Source organism: Kribbella pratensis, from assembly GCF_004366075.1.
GTDB lineage: Bacteria > Actinomycetota > Actinomycetes > Propionibacteriales > Kribbellaceae > Kribbella > Kribbella pratensis.
This window is the reverse complement of sequence record NZ_SODU01000001.1, coordinates 1,527,488-1,549,153: the sequence shown is the minus strand read 5'-3', so window position 1 is coordinate 1,549,153 and position 21,666 is coordinate 1,527,488. Positions and strand designations below refer to the sequence as shown.

Genomic DNA, 21,666 nt, shown 5'->3' with positions numbered 1-21,666 from the left:
ACCGGCGACTCGACCGACGACCGACCGACCGACGACCGACCGACGACCGACCGACCGGCCGACGACCCGACCGGTGACTCAGCCCGTGAGTCAGCCGACTACTGCGGTGACTGCGTCGGACCAGAGGCTTGCGGCCTCGTCGATCTCGTCGGGGGACACGACCAGCGCGGGAATGAAGCGCACGACCTGACCCCAGGCGCCGCACGTGAGGAGCAGCAAGCCTCGGCGCGCCGCCTCCTGCTGGACCGCGGCGGCCGTCACCGGGTCCGGTTTCCCGTCCGCGTCGCGGAACTCGTTACCGATCATCAGACCGAGGCCGCGGACGTCGGTGATCTGATCGTGCTTGTCCGCGACCAGTTGCAGCGCCTGCTTCAGCTGAGCGCCACGGTCCGCGGAGTTCTGCACGAGACCCTCGTCCTTGATGACGTCCAAGGTCGCCAACGCCGCCGCACACGCGACCGCGTTCGCGCCGTACGTGCCGCCCTGCGAACCGGGCCACGCCTTCTCCATCAGCTCCGAGGACGCAGCGATCCCCGACAACGGGAACCCGGATGCGAGCCCCTTCGCCGTGACCAGAACGTCCGGATGCGAACCGAAGTGGTCACCACCCCAGAACTTCCCGGTCCGCCCGAACCCGGTCTGTACCTCGTCCACCACGAGCAGGATCCCGTGCGCGTCGGCACGTTCGCGAAGGCCCGCGAAGAACCGCTCGTTCGCCGGTACGTAGCCACCCTCGCCGAGCACCGGCTCCACGAAGAACGCCGCGGTGTCGGCCGGCGTGCTCAACGTCTGCAGGACATAGTCCAACTGGCTGAGCGCGAAGTCGGTCGCCTGCTCGACAGGCCAGCCGAAGTGACCGGGGTCCGGGAACGGCGACACGTGGACGCCGGCCATCAACGGGCTGAAGCCGGAGCGGAACTTGGTCCCGGACGTGGTCATCGTGGCCGCCGCCACGGTCCGGCCGTGGAAGCCGCCGTGGAACACGATCACGTTCGGCCGGCCGGTCGCCTGGCGGGTGAGCCGTAGGGCCGCCTCGATCGCCTCGCTGCCGGAGTTCGCGAAGAACATCCGGTCGAGGTGCCGGGGGAGGACCTCGCCGAGCCGGTCTACCAGCGTGAGCAACGGCCGGTGCATCACGGTCGTGTACTGCGCGTGGATGATCCGGCCGACCTGCTCCTGGGCGGCCGCGACCACTCGCGGATGGCAGTGCCCCGTCGAGGTGACGCCGATGCCGGCGGTGAAGTCCAGGTACCTGCGGTCGTCCTCGTCGAACAGTTGGACGCCCTCACCGCGGGCGGCGACCACCCCGGTCGCCTGCTTGAGGACCTGCGAGAGCTCGGCCACGGACTTCCCCTCTAGTCGTCGGATGGTAGATTGTCGACAATCAGCCTATCTCAGCTGTCGAGGCCGGTGAAGGGGTGCAGATGGACCAGTCGAGGGTGGACGAGTCGAGGGTTGTCGAGGCCGTCGAGAAGCGGCTGTTCATCGACGGGAAGTGGACCGACGCGACCCGCGGCGCGACGTTCGACGTTGTCGATCCGTCGACCGGCAAGGTGCTGTGTGCGGTCGCCGACGCCTCACCGGAGGACGGCCGGACCGCCCTCGAGGCGGCCGTCGCCGCCCAGCCGGACTTCGCCCGTACGTCGCCACGCGAACGGTCCGACATGCTCATGACGGCGTACGAGCTCTTGATGCAACGCGTCGACGATCTCGCCTTGCTGATGACGTTGGAGATGGGCAAGCCGCTGGCGGAGGCGCGCGGCGAGATCGCGTACGCAGCCGAGTTCTTCCGGCACTTCGCGGGCGAGGCGGTCCGGATCGACGGCGGGTACCAGACCGCACCGGCGGGCAACGCCCGCTTCCTGATCACCAAGCAGCCGGTCGGGCCGTGCCTGCTGATCACCCCATGGAACTTCCCGATGGCGATGGGGACCCGCAAGCTCGGCCCGGCGATCGCGGCCGGCTGCACGAGCGTCATCAAGCCCGCTCACCAGACGCCGCTGTCGATGCTGGCGTTGATGGGGATCCTGGCCGAGGCCGGCGTACCCGCGGGAGCCGTCAACTGCGTCACCGCGATGGAGGCGGGCGGCGTGATGGAGCCGCTGATCCGGTCCGGCCTGGCGCGGAAGCTGTCGTTCACCGGGTCCACGCGGGTCGGCCGGATCCTGCTCGAGCAGTGCGCGGAGAAGGTGCTGCGGACGTCCCTCGAGCTCGGCGGCAACGCGCCGTTCGTGGTCTTCGAGGACGCGGACCTGGACGAGGCGGTGACCGGCGCGATCGCGGCCAAGATGCGGAACATGGGCGAGGCCTGTACGGCGGCCAACCGGATCTTCGTGCACGAGTCGGTGATCGACGAGTTCGGGCGCCGGCTCGCGGAGCGGATGAGTGCGCTGACGGTCGGGCGCGGTACTGAGCCGGGCGTGAACGTGGGCCCGCTGATCGACGAGGCGGGCCGGGAGAAGGTGCGGTCGCTGGTGGCGGACGCGGTCGGACGGGGTGCGACCGTGCTCACCGGGGGCGAGGTGGAGGCCGGCAACGGGTACTTCTATCCGCCGACGGTGCTCACCGGCGTACCGCGGGAGGCGGCGATGGCCGACCAGGAGATCTTCGGGCCGGTCGCGCCGCTGACGCCGTTCAGCACCGAGGAGGAGGTCGTGCGGGCGGCGAACGACACCGAGTACGGGCTGGTCGCGTACGTGTTCACCAACGACCTGCGCCGGGCGCTGCGGGTCGCGGAGTCGATCGAGACCGGGATGGTCGGGCTGAATCAGGGCGTGGTGTCGAATCCCGCCGCGCCGTTCGGGGGCGTGAAACAGTCGGGGCTCGGCCGTGAGGGCGGCGCGGTCGGGATCGACGAGTTCCTCGAGACGAAGTACATCGGCATCGCGGTCAGCTGACAGGGCCCCGAGGGCGGGGCTCAGCGGCTGACGAGGCGTTCGATGGCGTCGTCCATGTGGGCGCTCAGGAGTTCGTCGGTGCGCGCGACGTCGCCGGTCCGGATCGCGTTCGCGAGCCTCTCGTGCTCGATGGCGCGGGCGTCGGTGGCGAGGTACGTCTCCTCCAGTGCGTGGATGCACATCCGGGTCTCGATCATGGACGTCCGATGCATCCGCGACAGCCGGGGGCTGTCGGCCAGCCGCACGAGCAGCTCGTGGAACGCGATGTCGAGCTCGCCGACCGCGGCCGGGTCGCCGTCGGCGGCCGCCATCTGGTCGACGATCGCGAGCAGCGCCAGTCCGACGGTCTCGAAGTCGCCGTCGCGGAGGATCTTGAAGGCGGCGGCGCGCTCGATCGCCTCGCGAGCGAGGTACATGTCGCGGATGTCCTGGGGCGTCATGTCGATGACGAACAGGCCGCGGTTGCGGATCGAGACCAGCAGCCCTTCCTGGGTCAGACGCTGCATGCCCTCCCGCAACGGACCCCGGCTGACCCCGAGCTTGCGGGCCAGGTCGGCCTCGACGATCTGCGCGCCGGGCTTGAACTCCCCGTGGCCGATGGCCTTGCGCAGTTTGTCGGCGATGATGCTCGGCGTCGACTCCTGAGCCAGCGGCTCGATGTAACTGGTCACTCCGGATTCCCCCTTGTGGCGAACAACGTCCCCAGATCTGGCAAGGAGGGTACAACCCCGGCCAACTCGAGCCCCTTCCAGACCGTCACCTGGTTCGCGGTCAGCACCGGTTTGCCGACTGCGGTCTCCAGTTCGTCGACAATCTCCAGGGTGTGCATCGCGGTGTCCGGCACCAGGACCGCCTCGGCGTCCGGGTGGTCGGCCGCCTTCACCATCGCGACCACCTGCTCGGGTGCGAGCGTCCCGACCTCGGCGGCGGTGATGATCCCGTTGCTGCCCATCGACACCACGTCGACGCCGCCCGCGGTCAGGAACCGGACGAAGTGCTGTGCGACATCCTCCGGGTACGACGCGGCGACCGCGACCCGCTTCACACCGAGCGCGTGGCATGCGTCGACGAACGCGATCGAGGTCGAGGACGCCGGTACGCCGAGCGCCTGCGCCACCCCGGCCGCCTGGATGTTCGCGCCCTCCCTGCCGAACACGAAGCTGCCCGAGGTACACGCCCACATCACCGAGTCCGGCCGCGCCGGCTTGAGCTCCGCTGCCCCTTCGGCAAGCCGTTCCGCCCGGCCGAGGTCGAGGAGCGCGTCCACCCGATGCGCGTCCTCGCCCACCGAGGTGATGACGACCGGAAGCTTCACCGAGCCGTCCAGCCGTGCCTCGAGTGCCGGGTAGTCGTCTTCCGCGCTGTGTCCGGGGTAAAGGAGTCCTACCGTGACCATCGGGCCTCCTGGCTGGTCCATCGTCCGAAAGGTAGATTGTCGACAATGTTAACCCCAGAGCGCTCCGGCCCCGGATCCGTCGCGTACGACGTCGCGGGGCTGGCCGGCATGCTGCGCCGGGATCTCCGGGGTGCGGTCGCCGACGATCGAGGGACGCGGGCGCTCTATGCCGCGGACGGGTCGAATTACCGCGCGGTGCCCGACTTGGTCGTCGTACCAGCTGATGCCGAAGACCTGGCGGCGGCTGTTGCGTTGACCGCCGCTGCTGGGGCGCCGGTGGTGATGCGCGGCGGCGGTACGTCGATGGCGGGCAACGCGATCGGCGGCGTCGTCATCGACGCCTCCCGGCACGTGAATCGCATCCTCGGCATCGACACATCGGCGCGTACGGCGGTCGTCGAGCCGGGCGTCGTACTGACCGATCTGCTGGCCGCCGCGAAACCGCACGGGCTGGCGTTCGGCGCCGACCCGTCGTCGGCAAGTCGCGCGACCCTCGGCGGCATGATCGCCAACAACGCCTGCGGCGCGCACTCTGTTGCCTGGGGCACCACAGCCGACAACCTGCGTTCCCTCGACGTGATCCTCGCCGACGCAACCCGCCTGACCTTCGACTCCGGCACAGGTAACGCGTCGGCCGCAGCGCTTGCGGAGTTGGGGGCTCGGCCGGGGCGGGAGGGGGAGTTGCATCGGGCGCTTCAGGCTTTCGCGGGGCGGAACGAGCTGCTGATCCGCCGGCGGTTCGGGCAGTTCACGCGGCAGATCTCCGGTTATGCGCTGCATCGGCTGCTGCCGGAGTACGGGTACAACGTGGCTGGTCTGCTGGCCGGTAGCGAAGGCGGCCTCGCCGCTACCCTGCGGGCGACTCTTCAGCTCGTGGAGTTGCCCAAGGCAAAGGTTTTGTGCGTTCTCGGGTTCGCCGACTCGATCACGTCGGCTGACTGCGTGCCGGTCGTGCTGCGGCACGCGCCGCTCACGATGGAGTCCATCAACAACGAACTGGTGGACCGACTGCCGACGGAGGTGCGTGACGCCGCGGTCCACGCCGGGCTCCCGGGCGGCAACGCCTGGCTGCTGGTCGAGATCGCCGGCGACGACGAGGCGACCGCCGCGTCGGCTGCCCGCGCGATGCTCGAGGAACTGCGTGATTCCGGTGCGACCGCGTCCCTGGTGACCGACCCGAAGGCGCAGGCCGTCCTGTGGCGATGCCGTACGGACGCTGCGGGCCTCGCGACGCGGCGCGCGGACGGGGCAGAGGCGTGGGGCGGTTGGGAGGACGCCGCCGTACCACCGGAGCGGTTGGGCGCCTACCTGCGCGGTCTCGACGAACTGCTCGGGCGGCATGGTCTGTCGGGTGCGTCGTACGGGCATTTCGGCGAGGGCTGCATGCACATGCGGATCGACTTCGACCTGCTGAGTCCGCAGGGCATCGCGACGTACCGGGAGTTCGTCGAGCAGGCCGCGGATCTGGTGGTCGAGCTCGGCGGTTCGGTGTCCGGCGAGCACGGTGACGGTCGGGCGCGCGGGGAGTTGCTCAGCAGGATGTACGGCGCTGACGGGGTCGCGCTCCTCGGCGAGTTGAAGCGGATCTGGGACCCGGCGGGCGTGCTGAACCCGGGCATGATTGTCGACCCGCCGCGGCTCGACGTCGCAATCCGGCATGACGGGCCGGCCAAGGATCGCAGAATGTTGACAATCTTCGACTATCCCGACGATGGGCACGACTTCGCGCAGGCCCAGCGGCGGTGCGTGGGGATCGGGAAGTGCCGGCAGTCGTCCGGCAGCGTGATGTGCCCCAGCTACCAGGTGACGCGGGACGAGCTGCACTCGACGCGTGGGCGGGCGCATCTGTTGTGGGAGATGTTGCAGGGCGACCTGATCACGGACGGGTGGCGGTCGACCGAGGTACGCGACGGGCTGGACCTTTGCCTTTCGTGCAAGGGATGTCTGTCGGACTGCCCGGTGAATGTCGACGTGGCGACGTACAAGGCCGAGTTCACCCATCACCACTACGCGCGCCGCCCGTGGGCACGGCCGTTGTCGCACTGGTCGATGGGTTGGCTGCCGCTGTGGTCCCGTCTTGCGTCGCGGGCGCCGCGCCTTGCGAACCGCTTCGCCGGCCTGCCACTGACCAAGCGCCTCGGCGGAATCGCTGCAGAGCGGAAGGTCCCTCCCTTCGCGCCGGAGACTCTTACCCACTGGTTCACCCATCGCGGCACGTCACCCACGACTGGCTCACCGAGCGGCCCTGCACCGGCGGATGGTTCGCCGGGCGGTGGCTCGGGGCGTGGTGGTTCGGCCGATGGTTCAGGCGATGGGTCAGGCGGTGGCGGGCGACGGGTTGTGCTTTGGCCGGACACGTTCACCAACTACCTCGCGCCGGAGATCGGCCGTGCCGCCGTCGCTGTACTGGAAGCCGCTGGTTATGAGGTGGTGCTGCCCGCGAAGCCGGTCTGCTGCGGGCTCACCTGGATCTCGACCGGCCAGCTCACCACCGCCCGCCGCGTCCTCAACCGATCCCTTCGCGTTCTCGCTCCGCATCTTCAAGCCGGTACGCCGATCGTCGGCCTCGAACCCAGCTGTACGGCGGCGTTCCGCCACGACGCCCCCGCCCTCCTCGCCGGCAATCCGCTCGCCGCGTCGGCGGCCGCGAACATCCGCACGTTCTCCGAGCTGCTCGTCGAGTCCGGCTGGCATCCGCCGTACGTCGGGGGAGCGGCGTTCGTCCAACCGCATTGCCACCAGCACGCCGTCCTCGGCTTCGACGCCGACCGCAAGCTGATGGAAGCGGCCGGCATCGAGGCAGGACTCGCGGACCCGGGCTGCTGCGGTCTAGCCGGCAACTTCGGCTTCGAACGCGACCACTACAAGATCTCCGCGGCAATCGGTGAACGCACGCTGCTTCCCGCCGTACGGTCGTTGCCCGAGACAACCACCGTGCTGGCCGACGGCTTCAGCTGCCGCACCCAAATCGCCCAGGCCACACCCCGCCACCCCCACCACCTGGCCCAACTCCTCGCCGAAGCCCTCCCGGATCCACCCCGTCCTCCCGAGTAATCTCCCCAAAGCCAACTTCGAACGGATATCCCTTGCTGTGTTGGGTTCTCTACTGGTGTACGAGCAGAGAACCCAGCACACCAAGCGATATCCCCGCCTCCGTGCGCGCTGGGTGGTCGGGCGGGGGCTGGTCAGAGGGCTAGTTTGTCGGTGGCTCGGCGGAGGCGGGTGATGCCTTCGTGGATGCGGGCTGGGGGCGTGGAGGCGAAGCAGAGGCGGAAGGCGTTCTGGAAGCGGGCGGTGGGGGAGAAGGCCGGGCCGGGGATGAATGCGACGCCTTCGGCCAGCGCGAGCTCGAACAGTTCTTCGGCATTGACGCCGTTGTCCAGCGTGACCCAGAGGAAGAAGCCGCCTTCCGGATCGGTCCAGTGCGCGATGTCGCCGAAGTTCTCCGTCAGCGCGGCACGCATCGCCTCCTTGCGCTGTTTGTACGCCGCTCGCTGCCGAACGAGATGTTCCTCGAGATGCCCGCCGGTCAGGAACCCGGTGAGCAGCCGCTGCGCCGGAAGATTCGTGCAGGTGTCCATCGCCTGTTTAGCGTTGATCAGCAGCTGCTGCAGTTCGGGATCCGCATCAACCCAACCGACGCGCAGACCGGGCGCGACGATCTTCGAGAACGTCCGTACGGCGAAGACCAGCGGATCGCCTGCGCCGAGCTCGCGCAGCGTCGGGAGCGGTGCGCCCGCGAACCGGAGCAGACCGTACGGGTCGTCGTCGATCACCATCGAACCCCACGATCGGGCCAGCTCCAGCAGGCGGTGCCGTCGTTCGAGGGAGAGCGTCGCACCCGACGGATTCTGGAAGGTCGGGATCGTGTAGATCGCTTTCGGCCGCCGCCCGTCCAGCAACCGCGGTAGATCGTCGACAATCATGCCGTCGTCGTCGACCGGAACCTCGAGAAGCTCCGCGCCGTACGAGAGTGCAGTCGCACTGCCGTTCGTGTACGTCGGCGACTCGACGACCACCAGATCGCCCGGGTCGACGAAGATCTTGCAGAACAGGTCGAGACCCTGCATGCCACCGGCCGTGATCGTGAGGCGCTCGGCAGTCGTCTCGTCACTGGTCCCGTGCAGCATCTCGAGCAGCGCCGCGTGCAGCGGCGGGTCGCCCTCGGTCGCCGCGTAGTCGTAGCTGGACGGCCGGCTCAGCTCGTCGGCCGCGATCGCGGACAGGATCTGCGCCGGTACCGCTTCAGCCGCGGGTGATCCCATCGCGAAACGGACGATGTCGTGCGTCTGCCTGTGCAGCAACGACGTACTCGAGTCGATCACCGAACCCACCAGTCCGGCGGCGCGTGCAGCGTACGGGAGTGCTGGCAAGGGACTACCTCCTGATCGTCAGTTCGTGGGACAGACCGGTCAGTCGCTCCACTCCGCCGGCGGCGACCACCACGGGCTCGGACAGCTCGTAGCCCCAGCCGTCCATCCACATCCCGAGGATGAGGTGGAACGCCATTCCCGCGGTCAGCACGGTGGTCTCCTCGGCACGCAGGCTGACGGTGCGTTCACCCCAGTCGGGCGGGTACCCGATACCGATCGAGTACCCGATCCGGGACTCCTTCACCAGACTGTGCGCGGCGATCACGTCGTTGAATGCCGCGTGCACGGCGCCGCCGGTGACACCTGGTCGGATTGCCGACAAGGCGGCCTGCATGCCGTCAGCAACGATCTTCGCGGTCTCGCGGAGGCGTCGCGGCGGGTCGCCGAGCATCACGGTGCGGGCGAGCGGGGCGTGGTACCGGCCGTACACGCCGGCCAGCTCGATCGTGGTTGCCTCGTTGTCGACAAACGGACGATCGCTCCAGGTGAGGTGCGGCGTACCGGCGGCGGCACCGGTCGGCAGCATCGGCACGATCGCCGGGTACTCACCGCCGTGCTCGGGCGTGCCGATCGTCTGCGCGGCGAGGATCTCCGCGGCCACGTCGCACTGCCGCCGACCCGGCTGCAGCCGGTCGAGCGCGGTCCGCATCGCCTGCTCGGCGATCCGGCCGGCGATCCGCAACTGGCCGATCTCGTACGGCGACTTGACCAGCCGGATCCAGTTCACCAGCTCGGCGGAGTCGACCAGCCGGCGCCCGGGCAGTCCGTTGCTGAGGGCAAGGTAGCTGCGCGCGGTGAAGTAGTGCGCGTCGCTCTCGACCGCGACGTCGGCGCCGGCCGGGATCAGCTCGTGACAGACGTTCGCGATCCAGTCGTACGGATGGACGTCCGGCCGGTGGACCAGCTGCTCGGGATATCCGTGGATCTGGTCCGCGCGCAGGTTGCAGGTGTACGACGCTCCGGCCGCGTCCATCGCCCTCGCGAACAGCCGCACCTCGCCCTCGGCCGGTACCAGCAGGCACTGCGGCGTGTAGAACGACCAGGCGTCGTACCCGGTCAGGTAGAAGATGTTCGCGGGATCGCTGACCACGAGCGCGCCCAGACCACGCTCGGCCAGTACGGCGCGAACCCTCGCCAGCCGGGCGCCGTACTCATTCAACGCAGGCTCGTTCCTCGCAGGCTCGTTCATCGGACGTTCAGCAATCGCTGCCCCGGACCGATCGCGGTATGCCCGGCGAGCTCGAGCACGGACCACATCGTGACCTGGTTCGCGGTCAGGACCGGCTTGCCGAGCGCGGCCTCCAGCCCGGCGATCACGTCGTACGTCGGCAGGTTCGTGCAGCTGATGAAGATCGCCTCGACCATGTCGCTGTCGACGCTGCGGACCAGCTCCACGGTCGTCTCGTAGGGGACGGCCCAGATCTGCGCGATCAGGCCGAGCCCGGCGGTCGCGACCACCTCGATCCCGGCCTGCGCGAGGAAGGCGGTCAGCCCCGCGGTCAGGTCGTTCGTGTACGGCGTGACCGTCGCGATCCGGTTGACCCCGAGCCGGCGCAGTGCGAGCAGCAAAGCGCCGCTCGTGGTCACCGCGGCCGGCGCTCCGGCGCCGACCATCGCGTCCACCAGCGCCAGCTCGCCGGTCAACCCGCCGACAAAACTGCCGAACGTGCACGCGTACGCGACCGCGAGCGGGGCGACCGCGAGTACGTCGTACGTCGTCCGCGCGATGAGTTCCGGATCCGAGATATGTACTGCCATCTCGACGGTCGCGGCCAGCGGTGCGTACGGCGTCCGTGTGACGTGCAGCGTGACGTCGTCGGGCGCCCAGCGCCACAGCTCGCGGTCGAGCGCGAAGTCGTACGGCGCGACGACACCGATACCGGTCTGCAGCAGTGGAGGCACCGCCGCCGGCAGCGGATGGGTGGAGGGACGCGTGCTCATGCGAGTCAGTGTGCGGCCATCAGGAGATTGTTGACAATCCTACTAGCGAGTTCCTAGCCTCGATGACGTGCCAGCCTCCCCGCCAGCAAGCGCCGAGCGACCTGTGATCGCGGTGCTCTGCGAGCGAGCGACCGATCGGCCGCCGGGTCTTGACGGGCTGCCGGCCGACTTCCGGTACTGCGCCGCGGACGGACTGCGCGAGGCGGTTCGGGGTGCGCGGGCCCTGATGCTCTGGGACTTCTTCTCGACGGCGGTCCGGGACGTCTGGGCGGACGCCGACGCGCTCGAGTGGATCCATGTGACCGCGGCCGGTGTCGACACACTGCTCTTCGACGAACTGCGGGACTCCGCAGTCGTGGTCACGAACGCGCACGGTGTGTTCGACCGGCCGATCGCCGAGTACGTGCTCGGTGCGGTGATCGCCAACGCCAAGGACAGCCTCCGCAGCTTCGATCTGCAGCGCGGCCGTCGCTGGCAGCACCGTGAAACCCGGAGTGTGCTGGGCGCGAAGGCACTGGTCGTCGGGACCGGTGCGATCGGAAGAGAGACTGCCCGGCTGCTCCGCGCCGCCGGGTTGGAGGTGCGGGGCGCCGGCCGGGTCGCGCGAGGGGACGACCCGGACTTCGGCGAGATTGTTGCCAGCAGCAATCTTCAGGCCGAGGCCGGATGGGCCGACCATGTCGTGATCGCCGCACCCTTGACGGCTGAGACCCGCGGGCTCGTCGACGGGGCGGTCCTGGCCGCGATGCGGCCCGGCGCGCACCTCGTCAACGTTGCCCGTGGTCCGATTGTCGACGAAACGGCACTGCTCGCCGCGGTCCACGACGGACGGATTGCGGTCACTCTCGACGTCTTCGACAACGAGCCGCTGCCGCCGGACCATCCGCTCTGGGACGCGCCGAACGTGACTGTCACCGCGCACATGTCCGGTGACGTGATCGGCTGGCGCGACACCCTCGCGGACCAGTTCGCGTCGAACGTCCGGCGCTGGCTGGCCGGCGAACCGCTGCTGAACATTGTCGACAAGAAGCTTGGCTACATTCCGACAGGAGATCGATGAGACAAGCATCCGAGCTGGTCGAGGGCTACCGCACCGGCGCGCTGTCCCCGGTCGAGGCGACGCAGGAAGCGCTGGACGCGATCGAGCGGTACGACGAGCAGGTCAACGCCTTCGTGCTCGTCGACGCCGAGGGTGCGCTCGCCGCGGCCAAGGAGTCGGAAGCCCGCTGGCACGCCGGCACGCCACTCGGTCCCGGCGACGGCGTACCCACGTCCATCAAGGACGCATTGTGGACAAAAGGATGGCCGACACTGCGCGGCAGCACGATGATCGACCCGGCCGGGCCGTGGGACGAGGACGCGCCGTCCGTCGCCCGGCTGCGTGAGACCGGCGCCGTCTTCCTCGGCAAGACGACCACGCCGGAGTACTCCTGGAAGGGTGTCACCGACTCCTACACGTACGGCGCCACGGGCAACCCGTGGGATCCGTCGAAGACGTCGGGCGGCTCGAGCGGCGGTTCCGCGACCGCGGTCGGACTCGGGATGGGCGTGTGGTCGCTCGGCACGGACGGCGGCGGATCGGTCCGGATCCCGGCCGCGTTCACCGGTACGGTCGCGCTGAAACCGACGTACGGGCTGATCCCGTTGTTCCCACCGAGCGCATTCGGGACGCTGTCGCACGCGGGGCCGATGACGCGGACCGTGCGCGACGCGGCGGCGCTGCTCGACGTGGTCACCGGGTTCGACTCGCGGGACTGGTCGGCGATGCCGACGCCGGGCCGGTCGTTCCTGGACGGGCTCGACGACGGAATCGCCGGGTTGCGGATCGGGTTCTCTGTAGATCTTGGTTTTGTTGACAATCAACCGGAGGTCGAGGCGCTGGTCCGGACCGCGGTCGGCGTCCTCGAGAGTCTGGGCGCCGAGGTGACGGAGGTGGATCCGGGGTTCGCGGATCCGATCGACGCGTTCAACGTGCTGTGGTGGTCCGGCGCCGCGAAGGTGCTCTCGGCGTACACGGTCGACGATCGCGTCGATCCGGGACTGCGCCGGGTCGCGGAGCTCGGGGCGGCGTACTCCGCGTCGGACTTCCTCGACGCGACCGCGGTCCGGATGGACCTCGGCACACTGATGGGCCGCTTCCACGAGCGGTACGACGTACTCGTCACGCCGACGTTGCCGATCACGGCGTTCCCGGTCGGCCAGGACGTGCCGGACGGTTCGGCGTCGCCGGACTGGACCGACTGGACGCCGTACACGTATCCGTTCAACCTGACTCAGCAGCCGGCGCTGAGCGTGCCGTGCGGCTTCACCGGTGCCGGATTGCCGGTGGGACTGCAGGTGGTCGCACCGCGGCATGCCGACGCGCTGACATTGCGGGTCGGCCAGGCGTATCAAGCGGCCACGGACTGGCACCGGCGTACCCCGACCTTGGAGGCTCAGTGAGCAAGCACATCTCCGTCAGCCTGGACAAGCGCGGCGTGAGCTGCGTGGCGAAGTTGCTCGACGAGGTGGCGCCGCGGACGTGCGCGGCGGTGTGGGACGCGCTGCCGCTGTCGGCGCCGGTGTTCCACGGCAAGTACGCGCGGAACGAGATCTACACGCTGCTGCCGGCGTTCGCGCCCGACCCGGGCAAGGAGAACACGACGGTCACACCGATCCCGGGGGATCTGTGCTGGTTCTCGTTCGACTCCGACGATCTGGGGAATCCGGCGTACGGGTACGAGAACACGACCGGCACCGGGACGACCGGTGCGATTGTCGACCTTGCTGTGTTCTACGGCCGCAACAACCTGCTGATCAACGGCGATCAGGGCTGGGTCCCGGGCAACGTGTTCGGTGCGATCACCGAGAATCTCGACGAGTTCGCCGCCGCTTGCCAGGACCTCTGGATGGGCGGCGCTCGGGGAGAGACGTTGTCGTTCAGTCGGTTGTGAGCGGCTGCTGCAGCTCGGTGACCCACTGCTCTGGGTCTTCCGGAGTGTCGAGGTAGAGCTCGCGAGCAGGCTCGGCGGCGCGTCGGCCGTTGTCGTCGAGCCAGCGCGCCAACGCCTGCCAGGAAGGCAGTACCTGGTCGATCGGTCCGCGGTGTACCAGCGTCGCGGCCTGCGTTGTGGGCAGGTCGATCACCTCCAGTCCGTTGAGGTTGCCTCCGGCATCGACCGCGGCCGGAACCGTCGCGCGTACGACGATCTCGTCCTCGAACTCCTGCGCGTACAGGCAGGTCAGCCGACCGGACGGCCGTACGTCGGCGTCCGGCAACCGTCGGCCGAGCTCCGCGCACAGCGGATGGACCACGGGCGTGATGTCGTCGGGTGTGAAGCTCGCGGCCGACGCGGTGAGGCCGACCAGTCGTACGGCGGGCAGCTCCTTGACCACGATGTCTGCAATCGGAATGTCGGCTTCCAGGCCGCGCAGACGTGACTCGACCTGTGTGAGTCGCGCGGAGCTCTCGGCGAGCATGGTCTCCAGTTGTGCGCGTCGCATCGTGAGCATCGCGCGCAGTTCGGCCGGGCTGAGATTGTCGACAATCATCGTGCCGACCTGGTCGAGGGAGAAGCCGAGGTCCTTGAGTGCGACGATCCGGTTCAGGTCGGCGAGCTGACCGGCGGTGTAGCTGCGGTAGCCGGTGACGGGATCGACGTACGCCGGCCGCAGCAGGCCGAGAGCGTCGTAGTGCCGCAGCATCCGAATCGACACCCGGCCGTGGCGGGCGAACTCTCCGATTGCGAACATGAGGGCAGTCAACCAGCCAGGAGCTCTGCGAACGTGATCGCGGTGTCGTCCTCGTGCCACGGACCGATCACCTGGGCGCCGACCGGCAGCCCCGCTGGTGTGTGTCCGATCGGCATGCTGAGCGCGGGATGACCGGTCAGCGATGCGTGCGCGATCCAGAACACCTGTGTTTCATAGGGTTGCCCGTCGATCGTGGTTGAGCCGTGCGGGAACGCGACGGTGAAGCTCGTCGGGCACAGGAAGACGTCGACGTCCTCGAAGTACTGCTGCCAGCCGGCACGCGCCTGCATCCGGCGCCGGTCGAGGTCGCGTACGTCTGCGGCGGTCAGGTCGCTGTCCGAGTCGCCGTGCAGCGCGAAGAACAGTTCGACCTGGCGGCCGAACTCCTCCGCCTGTTCGTTCGCGTCCACTCCGTCCGGCCAATTGTTGACAATCTTCGCGCCGCTGCGGGCCAGGCGGTCGATCGTGTCGGACAGCGCATCGCCGACCTCGCTCGAGACAGGCGCCGACGGGTGGTCGGTGACGATGCCGACGCGGTAGTCCTGGAGACGGTCGTGCCGGGGCGGGCGGAGCTTGTACGAGTACGGGGCTTCGGGGCCGGCGGTTGCGCGCAGTGCGGTCCGGAGGTCGGCGGCGGAGCGGGCTAGTGGTCCGATTGTTGACAATACGGGCAGTTCGGTCGGGAGGTACGGCGTACCGGGGATCTCGAAACCGCGCAGCGGGACCAGGCCGTTGGTGGGCTTGAGTCCGTAGACGCCGCAGTATGCAGCTGGGAGTCGGATGGAGCCGACGAGGTCGGAGCCGTACTCCAGGTAGGTGAGGTCGGCCGCCAGTGCTGCCGCTGCGCCGCCGCTTGATCCGCCAGGGGTGCGGTCGAGGTCGGCGGGGTTGTTGGTTCGTCCGTAGATCTCGTTGGCGGTCTGCCCGAAGTCCGCGAGCATCGCATGCACGTTGGTCTTCCCGACGACGATCGCGCCGGCGCGCTGCAGTCGCTCGACGACAAGCGCGTCGTGGTCCGCGACGTACTCCGCGAACGCAGGATTGCCCCAGGTGGTGCGCATCCCGGCGACATTGAAACAGTCCTTGACCGTCACCGGCACCCCAAGCAACGGCCCGCCCCAACCGCCCTGCCCGCCCAAGCTGTCCGGCCCGACCACGCCATCCCGCCCGACCACACCGGCTCGCCCGACCAGACCGGCCCGCTCGACCAGTCCTCCGCGCTCGGCCAGTAGAGCGTCGGCTCGGTCCGCTTCTGCCAGCGCGTGCTCGCGCCGGACCTCGACCACCGCGTTGACCTTCGTGTCAGCTGCGATCCGCGCGAGGAGTTCCTCCGTCACCTCACGCGACGTGACCTGACCCGTGCGGATCCGCTCCGCGATCTCTCCTGCTGTGTACATGCGCCCGGTCTACGGTCTGACACCGTGTCAGAGTCAACGCCCGACTTCGACTCCGTTGTGGAACACCCGTTGGATCCGCGTCGAGAGTGAGCTGCAGTCCAGGTCGACGCCCTGCAGCAGAACCAGGTCTGCCCGCTTGCCCACCGCAATCTCACCGCGGTCGTCCGCGAGCCCCAGCAGCGTCGCCGCGTCGATCGTCGCGGCTCGCAGCGCCCCGGCGTCACCCAGTCCGGCGGCAGCGAGATGCCGCAGTTCCCACAGGACCTCGGTGTGCGGCCGGACCGGGTTGTCGGTACCCATCGCGATACGCACGCCCGCGGCGATGGCGAGTCGCATGGATTCCAGATGGGCCTCGGCGGCGCCCTCCGGTGTAGCGGTCGGCTCCGACTGGGTGACGGAGAGGGTGGGCACGTACCAGGTCCCGTGCTCGGCCATCGCCTCCACCGCGGCCTCGTCGAGGTACGTCCCGTGCTCGATGCTCCCCGCACCGGCGCGGGCGGCGAGTTCCGCGGCCCGGGCTGCGTGCGCGTGCACCATGACCCGCCGGCCCCCGCGCCGCTGCGCCTCTTCGACCAGCGCAGTCATCTCGTCCTCGGTCAGCTCGAGATCCGTGAGGCCCTTCCCGATCGCCAGCGAACCGGTGACGGTCACCTTGATCCAATCCGCACCGGCTCGGACCATCCGCCGTACGACGGCCCGAGCCTCGTCGGCGCCGTTGAAGATCGGATCGGGCAGCGAAGGATCCTCGAAGAAGTCGACCGGCCCGGTCCGCGGCGCCCACAGGTCGCCGATGCCACCCGTCGTACCCACCTGCCGCAGGCTCAGCAGCACCTGCGGCCCGTCGATCCAGCCCTTCTCGACCGCCATCCGCACCCCGGCGTCCGCGCCCCACGCGTCGCGCACCGTCGTGACGCCGAGGCTCAGGAGGGTTCGCAGCACGGGTACGGCGGACAGCGGGCGGACCGAGCGCGGCAGTCCGAACGGGTCGATCCGCGTCTGCGCGATGCACAGATGCGTGTGGCAGTCGATGAACCCGGGAACCAGCAATCCGCCCTCGCAGTCGATCGCGGCGTCGCCGTCCAGCCCTGTCCCGACCCCGACGATTCGATCGCCTTCGACCACAACGTCGGCTCGATGAACGTCGCCGGAGCTGACGTCGAGCACCGACCCGTGGCGAAGAACCAACCGTCCGCTCATAGGAGTCGGAGTGCGATGAGGGCGTACGCGCGTGCTGCCGTGACCAGCTCGGCGACGGCGACGGATTCGTCCGCGCGATGTGCTTGGGTGGTGACCGAACCGGGACCCAGGACAACGACCGGTACGCCGAGATCTCGGGCGATGTACCCGCCGTCGCAGGCTGCGGTCCACCCCGCGAGCGGCAGCGGTGGTCCGCCGGCGTCGAAGCGCGCGGCCTCGGTGATGCGGACCAGGTCGGCGTCCTCGGGGGTTTCGAAGGCGGGCATCTCCATCGGCATCGCGAGCTCGACGCTCAGGCCGCGATCTTCCAGGTGCAGCGCTGCGATCCGGCGGTCGAGGTCGGCGAGTACCTCGACGGGGGACTCACCGGGAAGCAGCCGACGGTCGGCGACGATCACGCAGTCGGCGGGAACGATCGAGCCTCCGGTGCCGCCGTTGATCTGGCCGACGCTCCAGGTGGCGGGGCCGAGCAGGGGGTGGGGCGCGGCGGCGAGTTCTTTGTGCAGGCGTTCGATCTCGGCGACGACGGCTGCGGCGCCGTAGATCGCGTTGGCGCCGCCGTCCGGGTTGCCGGCGTGCGAGGCGCGGCCGTGGACCGCGACCTGGAGGTACGAGTCACCGCGCGCCGCGACGATCGTCTGCAGGTCGGTCGGCTCGGCCGTGATGCATCCGGCGTACCGCCGGAACTCGTGCTGGTCGGCTGCGATGTAGGCGCGGATGCCCTTGCCGGTCTCTTCCTCGTCGACGACCGCGGCCAGTTCGACCGGACCGCTCAGCGTGGTACCGCGGAGTGCGGCGAGTGCGACGAGAGCCGCGGCGAGTCCGCCCTTCATGTCGGATGCGCCGCGGCCGTAGATCCGGCCGTCGCGCAGGAGCCCGCCGTACGGGTCGACCGTCCAGCCGTCGCCGACCGGGACGACATCGGTGTGGCCGAGCAGCAGCAGACCGGGATCGTTGCCACCGGCAAGCGTGATCGAGACGTTGTCCCGGCCGGGCTCGACAACAGATGTGCCGACGTCGAGCCCGAGCTGTCGACCCGCCGCGGTGAGGGCGGCCACCGTGGCGGCCTCCTCACCGGGCGGGTTCTGTCCAGGGGCCCGGACGAGATCCTGCGTGATCTGCACCAGCAGATCCTCGTCGATGCGATCCAGCACCTTCTGTTCGGCGGGCGTCAGGCTCATACCCACCCACCTTAGGCTCAGTTCCCGGCCAGGTACGCTCGCCAGCCGCCGGATGCCGTGATGTCACGCTCGGGGTCCGCGGCGTCCGCCGTACACAGGAAGCCGAGGACCTGTTGGCCGTCAGAGAGTTCGAGTGGGCCGATCGCCAACGGCGGATCGATGGTTGCCGCGAATTCACCGAGCTCGGCGGCGGGCACGCTCCACACCTCGACCTCGATCCCCGGGCCTTCCACACCCGACAGGGTCCGGGTCAGCCCGGGACGCGGTCCGTCGACCAGATACATCCGGTACGACGCAGCAGTCCGTGCAGTGAAGGCGAGCCGGGCACCACGCCGTACCAGCTGATCGTTGAGTGGCTGGCCGGACAGATGGGCACCCGCCACCGCGAGCAGGATGTCGGTGTCCGGCACATCCTCACCACACCAAAGACCCGCCAAGTCGATCAGCGAGCGGTCGTGACCAGCCGGTGCCAGGAGCTGGATCCCGAACGGCAGACCATCGGCCCGATCCGGCCCCGGGAAGGCGACCGCGCACAGGTTGAGCAGGTTGACCATGTTCGTGAAGCGACCGAGGCGACTGTTCACGCCGATCGGATCGGCCGCGACCTCTGCCAGCGTCGGATGCCCGGGTGTTACCGGCAGCAGGAGCGCGTCGAGCTGCGTCCACAGATGCTCACTCGCACGCTTCAGCGTCGCCAACCGGTCGAACCCCGCGAACGCGGCGGCCGCAGTCAGAGTCGCTCCGCCCCGCACGATCGTCCGTACGGTCGGATCGACGGCCTCAGAGTCGTCCAGCTTGTCCCCGAACGCCAGCCAACGCTCGGCCAGCCACGGTCCGGAGTACAGCAGCTCGGCAGCTTCGAGCAACGGCTGTACGTCGACCTTGACCACCTCGCCCAACCGATGCGCCTCGTCGAGCGTCGCCTGCCACGTCTGCTCGTACTCCGGATCCAGACCCAGCCCGACATCCGGTACGCCGATCACCGCCGCCGACCCGGCAACCCGGCCCGGCCTGCGCTGGGGGAGTGACGACGCTCGCCGCGACCAGGCGTCATCGGGGTCGAAGGCAACCATCACGTCGAAGACGCGCCGCGCGGTGGCGACCGATCGCGCCATCACCGTGACGCAGTCGAGCGACCGGCACGCCGGTACGACGCCGCGCGCGGAGACCAGGCCACGGCTCGGCTTGATACCGACGAGCCGGTTGAAGGCGCCGGGAACGCGGCCGCTCCCCGCGGTGTCGGTGCCGAGCGCGAAGTCGACCTGCCCGGTGGCGACCGCGACCGCACTGCCCGAGCTCGAGCCGCCCGACACATGCTCAGGCGAGAAGACCGAGTGACACGCGCCGTACGGCGATCGCGTGCCGACCAGACCGGTCGCGTACTGATCCAGGTTCGTCTTCCCCAGCGGAACGGCGCCGGCGGCAATCAGCTGCTCGACCACGAACGCGTTGTCCTTCGCGGGCTCCGTCGTGCGCGGGTCGCCTGCGGTCGTCGGCACACCGGCCAGGTCGATGTTGTCCTTGAGCGCCATCGTCAGCCCGTGCAACGGTCCGGGCGCCGGCTCGATCGGGTCGACCCGGGTGATCCACTCGTTGTTCATGCTCCCCACCGTGCCCGCTCGGCCTCGAACGCGGCGCGGCGTCTGGCGCGCAAGGTCGCGATGTCCACAGGTGCCTCCTGCTCGATCCGGCGTACGTCGGCGATCGAGAACGTCGCCGGTGCGGTCTTCAGATCCGCCCGCCCGGCCGCGATCTCGGCCCGTTCGTGCGCGAGTTGCTCCGCGCTCACCGGCGCGAATCTGATCAGGTCGAACTGCCTCAGCAACCAAGGTTGCGCGTCATCGGGGGAGAGCCGCCAGACCGGGACGGTGCGTCCGACGAGCTGGTACCCGCCGGGACCCTCCATCCCGTAGACACACAGATAGATCCCGCCGATCCCGACCGCGTTCTGCGGCGTCCAGGTCCGCGCCGGGTTGTACTTCGTGGTGACGAGCCGGTGCCGCGGATCGACCGGTACGGCGACCGGTGCGCCGAGGTACACGTCGCCGAGACCGACCACCAGGTACGTCGCGGCCTGGACGATCTCGAAGACCTCGTCGCGGGTCTCCAGATCGTTGACCCGCCGGATGAACTCGACGTTGTCCGGGCACCACGGCGCGTCCGGCCGGACCGATGTGGCGTAGCGGCGCATCGCCTCGTGCGCCGCCGGATGATCGAACGCGATCGGCAGCACCACCTCCCGGGCCGGCAGCACCACGGTCTCGGGATCGCCCAGGCCGGCGGCCAGGAACGCGAGCCGCTCCGCGAGTTCGGTGAGCGCAAGCCGGGCCGAGTCGACCGCGACGAGCAGCGATCGCACGCCCTCGACGATCTCCGTGATCCCGGTCGGTCGATCGTCCCGCAGGGCCTCGGCCAGCAGGTGGATCCAGACCCGGACCGTGAGGTCGAGCTCGGCCGGCCCTGCCTCGACCAGCACGTGCCGCTCGCCTGCGCACCTGATCGTGTACGACGGTGCCGTGCCGGCCTGCGCGCCGTGGTGCAGGAGCTTCGGGCGATCCGGCGTACCGATCGCGACGGGGACGGGGGTGGGCTCCTGCCGGAGATCGGTCAGCCAGCGCCTCCGAGCCTGGATCGCTTCGGCAGCCGCGTCGGGGGTCACGGGGACAAGGCGAACGGAGTCGCCCGCGCCTAGCTGGCCGAGCATCCATCGGTCGGCCTCGATCACCACGGCGGGTACGACGAAACCGCCGAGCGACGGTCCGTCCTTGCCGACGATGACGGGGGTGTCGCCGGACAGCATGATGCCGCCGACCGGGTAGGCGGAGTCGTGCACGTTCGACGGATGCAGCCCGGCCTCGCCGCCGTCGGTCCGGGCCCAGCCGGGGTTCGGGCCGATCAGCCGGACGCCGGTGCGGTCGGACCGATGGTCGACAATCCACTCGTTGGCAAAGAACATGTCGACACCTTCGGCGGTGAGATGCTCCGGTGCCCCGTGAGGGCCGGGGATCACGCGCACCTGCCAGGAGTCGGAGATCGTTGGCAGCTCCACCGACAACGGAGTGAGCAGGTTCTCCTGCCGACCCAGCGGAAGCTGATCGCCGGCCTTGAGCGGCCCGCCGTCGTGACCACCGAAGCCGCCGAGAACGAACGTGGATCGGCTGCCCAGCACTCGTGGCACATCCAGCCCGCCCTGGATCGCCACATATCCGCGCATTCCGGGACCGTCGAGCGGCCCGACGTCCAGCACCGATCCGGCCGGCCAGCGGACGACCATCCCCGGTCGGAACGGCAGATTGTCGACAGTCGGATTGCGGACTGCGCCTCCGACGCAGATCAGCCGATCCTCGTCGCAGGTGAGAGCCGGTCCGGTGAGTACGCACTCCAGCCCGGCCGCACTGTCCGGGTTGCCGACCGCGGCGTTGACCAGGGCGAACGTGAGTTCGTCGGCAGCCCCGGACGGCGGTACGCCGACGTCCCACAGGCCCGGCCGCCCGGCCAGGTCCTGCACCGTCGTTTGGATGCCTGGGGCAACAACTGTGACGACGGCCACCG

17 protein-coding genes are annotated in these 21,666 nt (G+C 69.4%); 5 read left to right on the top strand and 12 right to left on the bottom strand.

Features of this window, described 5'->3' with window-relative positions; all coding sequences use genetic code 11:
- Positions 1-90: 90 nt before the first annotated feature.
- Positions 91-1,344 (bottom strand): aspartate aminotransferase family protein, encoded by a 1,254-nt coding sequence (locus EV137_RS07400; protein WP_134127367.1) that lies wholly within the window; start codon positions 1,342-1,344, stop codon positions 91-93.
- An 80-nt stretch (positions 1,345-1,424) separates the two neighbouring features.
- Between EV137_RS07400 and EV137_RS07395 the strand changes: the two genes are divergently transcribed.
- Positions 1,425-2,897 (top strand): NAD-dependent succinate-semialdehyde dehydrogenase, encoded by a 1,473-nt coding sequence (locus tag EV137_RS07395; RefSeq protein WP_134127365.1) that lies wholly within the window; start codon positions 1,425-1,427, stop codon positions 2,895-2,897.
- 20 nt (positions 2,898-2,917) lie between these two features.
- On the opposite strand, the gene EV137_RS07390 is transcribed toward EV137_RS07395, so the two are convergent.
- Together EV137_RS07390 and EV137_RS07385 are read right to left on the bottom strand one after the other, a co-directional pair.
- Positions 2,918-3,568 carry a GntR family transcriptional regulator gene (locus EV137_RS07390; protein ID WP_134127363.1) on the bottom strand — a complete coding sequence of 217 codons (651 nt, stop codon included), beginning with the start codon at positions 3,566-3,568 and terminating at the stop codon, positions 2,918-2,920.
- Entirely contained in the window at positions 3,565-4,314 is a 750-nt protein-coding gene (locus EV137_RS07385; protein ID WP_238175149.1) for a maleate cis-trans isomerase family protein, read from the bottom strand. The genes EV137_RS07390 and EV137_RS07385 overlap by 4 nt, the downstream gene beginning before the upstream one ends.
- Before the next feature lie 24 nt (positions 4,315-4,338).
- Here EV137_RS07385 and EV137_RS07380 point away from each other — a divergent pair, with 24 nt between their 5' ends.
- Positions 4,339-7,347 carry an FAD-binding and (Fe-S)-binding domain-containing protein gene (locus EV137_RS07380; RefSeq protein WP_134127361.1) on the top strand — a complete coding sequence of 1,003 codons (3,009 nt, stop codon included), beginning with the start codon at positions 4,339-4,341 and terminating at the stop codon, positions 7,345-7,347.
- A 131-nt stretch (positions 7,348-7,478) separates the two neighbouring features.
- Here EV137_RS07380 and EV137_RS07375 read toward each other — a convergent pair whose 3' ends face one another.
- The 3 genes from EV137_RS07375 to EV137_RS07365 are packed head-to-tail and all read right to left on the bottom strand — an operon-like array spanning position 7,479 to position 10,607.
- A complete protein-coding gene (locus EV137_RS07375; protein ID WP_134127359.1) occupies positions 7,479-8,666 on the bottom strand; it encodes an aminotransferase-like domain-containing protein in 1,188 nt (395 codons plus the stop codon).
- A gap of 4 nt (positions 8,667-8,670) precedes the next feature.
- Positions 8,671-9,825: a M24 family metallopeptidase gene (locus EV137_RS07370; RefSeq protein ID WP_238175148.1), complete on the bottom strand. Its 1,155-nt coding sequence runs from the start codon at positions 9,823-9,825 to the stop codon at positions 8,671-8,673.
- Between the two features lie 26 nt (positions 9,826-9,851).
- The gene (locus EV137_RS07365; protein WP_202870833.1) at positions 9,852-10,607 is read right to left on the bottom strand and encodes a maleate cis-trans isomerase family protein; all 756 of its coding nucleotides are present in this window, start codon (positions 10,605-10,607) and stop codon (positions 9,852-9,854) included.
- Positions 10,608-10,674: 67 nt separating this feature from the next.
- Here EV137_RS07365 and EV137_RS07360 point away from each other — a divergent pair, with 67 nt between their 5' ends.
- Genes EV137_RS07360 through EV137_RS07350 form a run of 3 tightly spaced genes read left to right on the top strand, consistent with a single transcriptional unit; the run spans position 10,675 to position 13,540 of the window.
- On the top strand, positions 10,675-11,667 hold the full coding sequence (locus EV137_RS07360; protein WP_238175147.1) for a D-2-hydroxyacid dehydrogenase: 993 nt from the start codon (positions 10,675-10,677) through the stop codon (positions 11,665-11,667).
- On the top strand, positions 11,664-13,049 hold the full coding sequence (locus EV137_RS07355; protein ID WP_133999050.1) for an amidase: 1,386 nt from the start codon (positions 11,664-11,666) through the stop codon (positions 13,047-13,049). The genes EV137_RS07360 and EV137_RS07355 overlap by 4 nt, the downstream gene beginning before the upstream one ends.
- Positions 13,046-13,540: a DUF3830 family protein gene (locus EV137_RS07350; protein WP_134127355.1), complete on the top strand. Its 495-nt coding sequence runs from the start codon at positions 13,046-13,048 to the stop codon at positions 13,538-13,540. Before EV137_RS07355 ends, EV137_RS07350 begins: the two co-directional genes overlap by 4 nt.
- Here EV137_RS07350 and EV137_RS07345 read toward each other — a convergent pair.
- Genes EV137_RS07345 through EV137_RS40980 form a run of 6 tightly spaced genes read right to left on the bottom strand, consistent with a single transcriptional unit; the run spans position 13,527 to position 21,664 of the window.
- Positions 13,527-14,339, bottom strand: a complete 813-nt coding sequence (locus EV137_RS07345) for a MerR family transcriptional regulator (RefSeq protein ID WP_134127353.1) — start codon at positions 14,337-14,339, stop codon at positions 13,527-13,529. The genes EV137_RS07350 and EV137_RS07345 overlap by 14 nt on opposite strands.
- Before the next feature lie 8 nt (positions 14,340-14,347).
- A complete protein-coding gene (locus tag EV137_RS07340) occupies positions 14,348-15,736 on the bottom strand; it encodes an amidase family protein (protein WP_134127351.1) in 1,389 nt (462 codons plus the stop codon).
- Positions 15,737-15,769: 33 nt separating this feature from the next.
- Positions 15,770-16,933 (bottom strand): amidohydrolase family protein, encoded by a 1,164-nt coding sequence (locus tag EV137_RS07335; protein WP_134127349.1) that lies wholly within the window; start codon positions 16,931-16,933, stop codon positions 15,770-15,772.
- The gene (locus EV137_RS07330) at positions 16,930-18,114 is read right to left on the bottom strand and encodes a M20 family metallopeptidase (RefSeq protein WP_134127347.1); all 1,185 of its coding nucleotides are present in this window, start codon (positions 18,112-18,114) and stop codon (positions 16,930-16,932) included. The genes EV137_RS07335 and EV137_RS07330 overlap by 4 nt, the downstream gene beginning before the upstream one ends.
- A gap of 17 nt (positions 18,115-18,131) precedes the next feature.
- Positions 18,132-19,715 (bottom strand): allophanate hydrolase, encoded by a 1,584-nt coding sequence (atzF, locus tag EV137_RS07325; RefSeq protein ID WP_134127345.1) that lies wholly within the window; start codon positions 19,713-19,715, stop codon positions 18,132-18,134.
- A complete protein-coding gene (locus tag EV137_RS40980; RefSeq protein ID WP_134127343.1) occupies positions 19,712-21,664 on the bottom strand; it encodes a 5-oxoprolinase/urea amidolyase family protein in 1,953 nt (650 codons plus the stop codon). The genes atzF and EV137_RS40980 overlap by 4 nt, the downstream gene beginning before the upstream one ends.
- Positions 21,665-21,666 lie beyond the last annotated feature (2 nt).

Coding starts and splice junctions, on each gene's coding strand:
- EV137_RS07335 (WP_134127349.1), bottom strand. CDS start 16,933: ATGAGCGGACGGTTGGTTCTTCGCCACGGGTCGGTGCTCGACGTCAGC.
- EV137_RS07345 (WP_134127353.1), bottom strand. CDS start 14,339: ATGTTCGCAATCGGAGAGTTCGCCCGCCACGGCCGGGTGTCGATTCGG.
- EV137_RS07385 (WP_238175149.1), bottom strand. CDS start 4,314: ATGGACCAGCCAGGAGGCCCGATGGTCACGGTAGGACTCCTTTACCCC.
- atzF (WP_134127345.1), bottom strand. CDS start 19,715: ATGAACAACGAGTGGATCACCCGGGTCGACCCGATCGAGCCGGCGCCC.
- EV137_RS07365 (WP_202870833.1), bottom strand. CDS start 10,607: ATGAGCACGCGTCCCTCCACCCATCCGCTGCCGGCGGCGGTGCCTCCA.
- EV137_RS07395 (WP_134127365.1), top strand. CDS start 1,425: ATGGACCAGTCGAGGGTGGACGAGTCGAGGGTTGTCGAGGCCGTCGAG.
- EV137_RS07380 (WP_134127361.1), top strand. CDS start 4,339: ATGTTAACCCCAGAGCGCTCCGGCCCCGGATCCGTCGCGTACGACGTC.
- EV137_RS07355 (WP_133999050.1), top strand. CDS start 11,664: ATGAGACAAGCATCCGAGCTGGTCGAGGGCTACCGCACCGGCGCGCTG.
- EV137_RS07330 (WP_134127347.1), bottom strand. CDS start 18,114: ATGAGCCTGACGCCCGCCGAACAGAAGGTGCTGGATCGCATCGACGAG.
- EV137_RS07340 (WP_134127351.1), bottom strand. CDS start 15,736: ATGTACACAGCAGGAGAGATCGCGGAGCGGATCCGCACGGGTCAGGTC.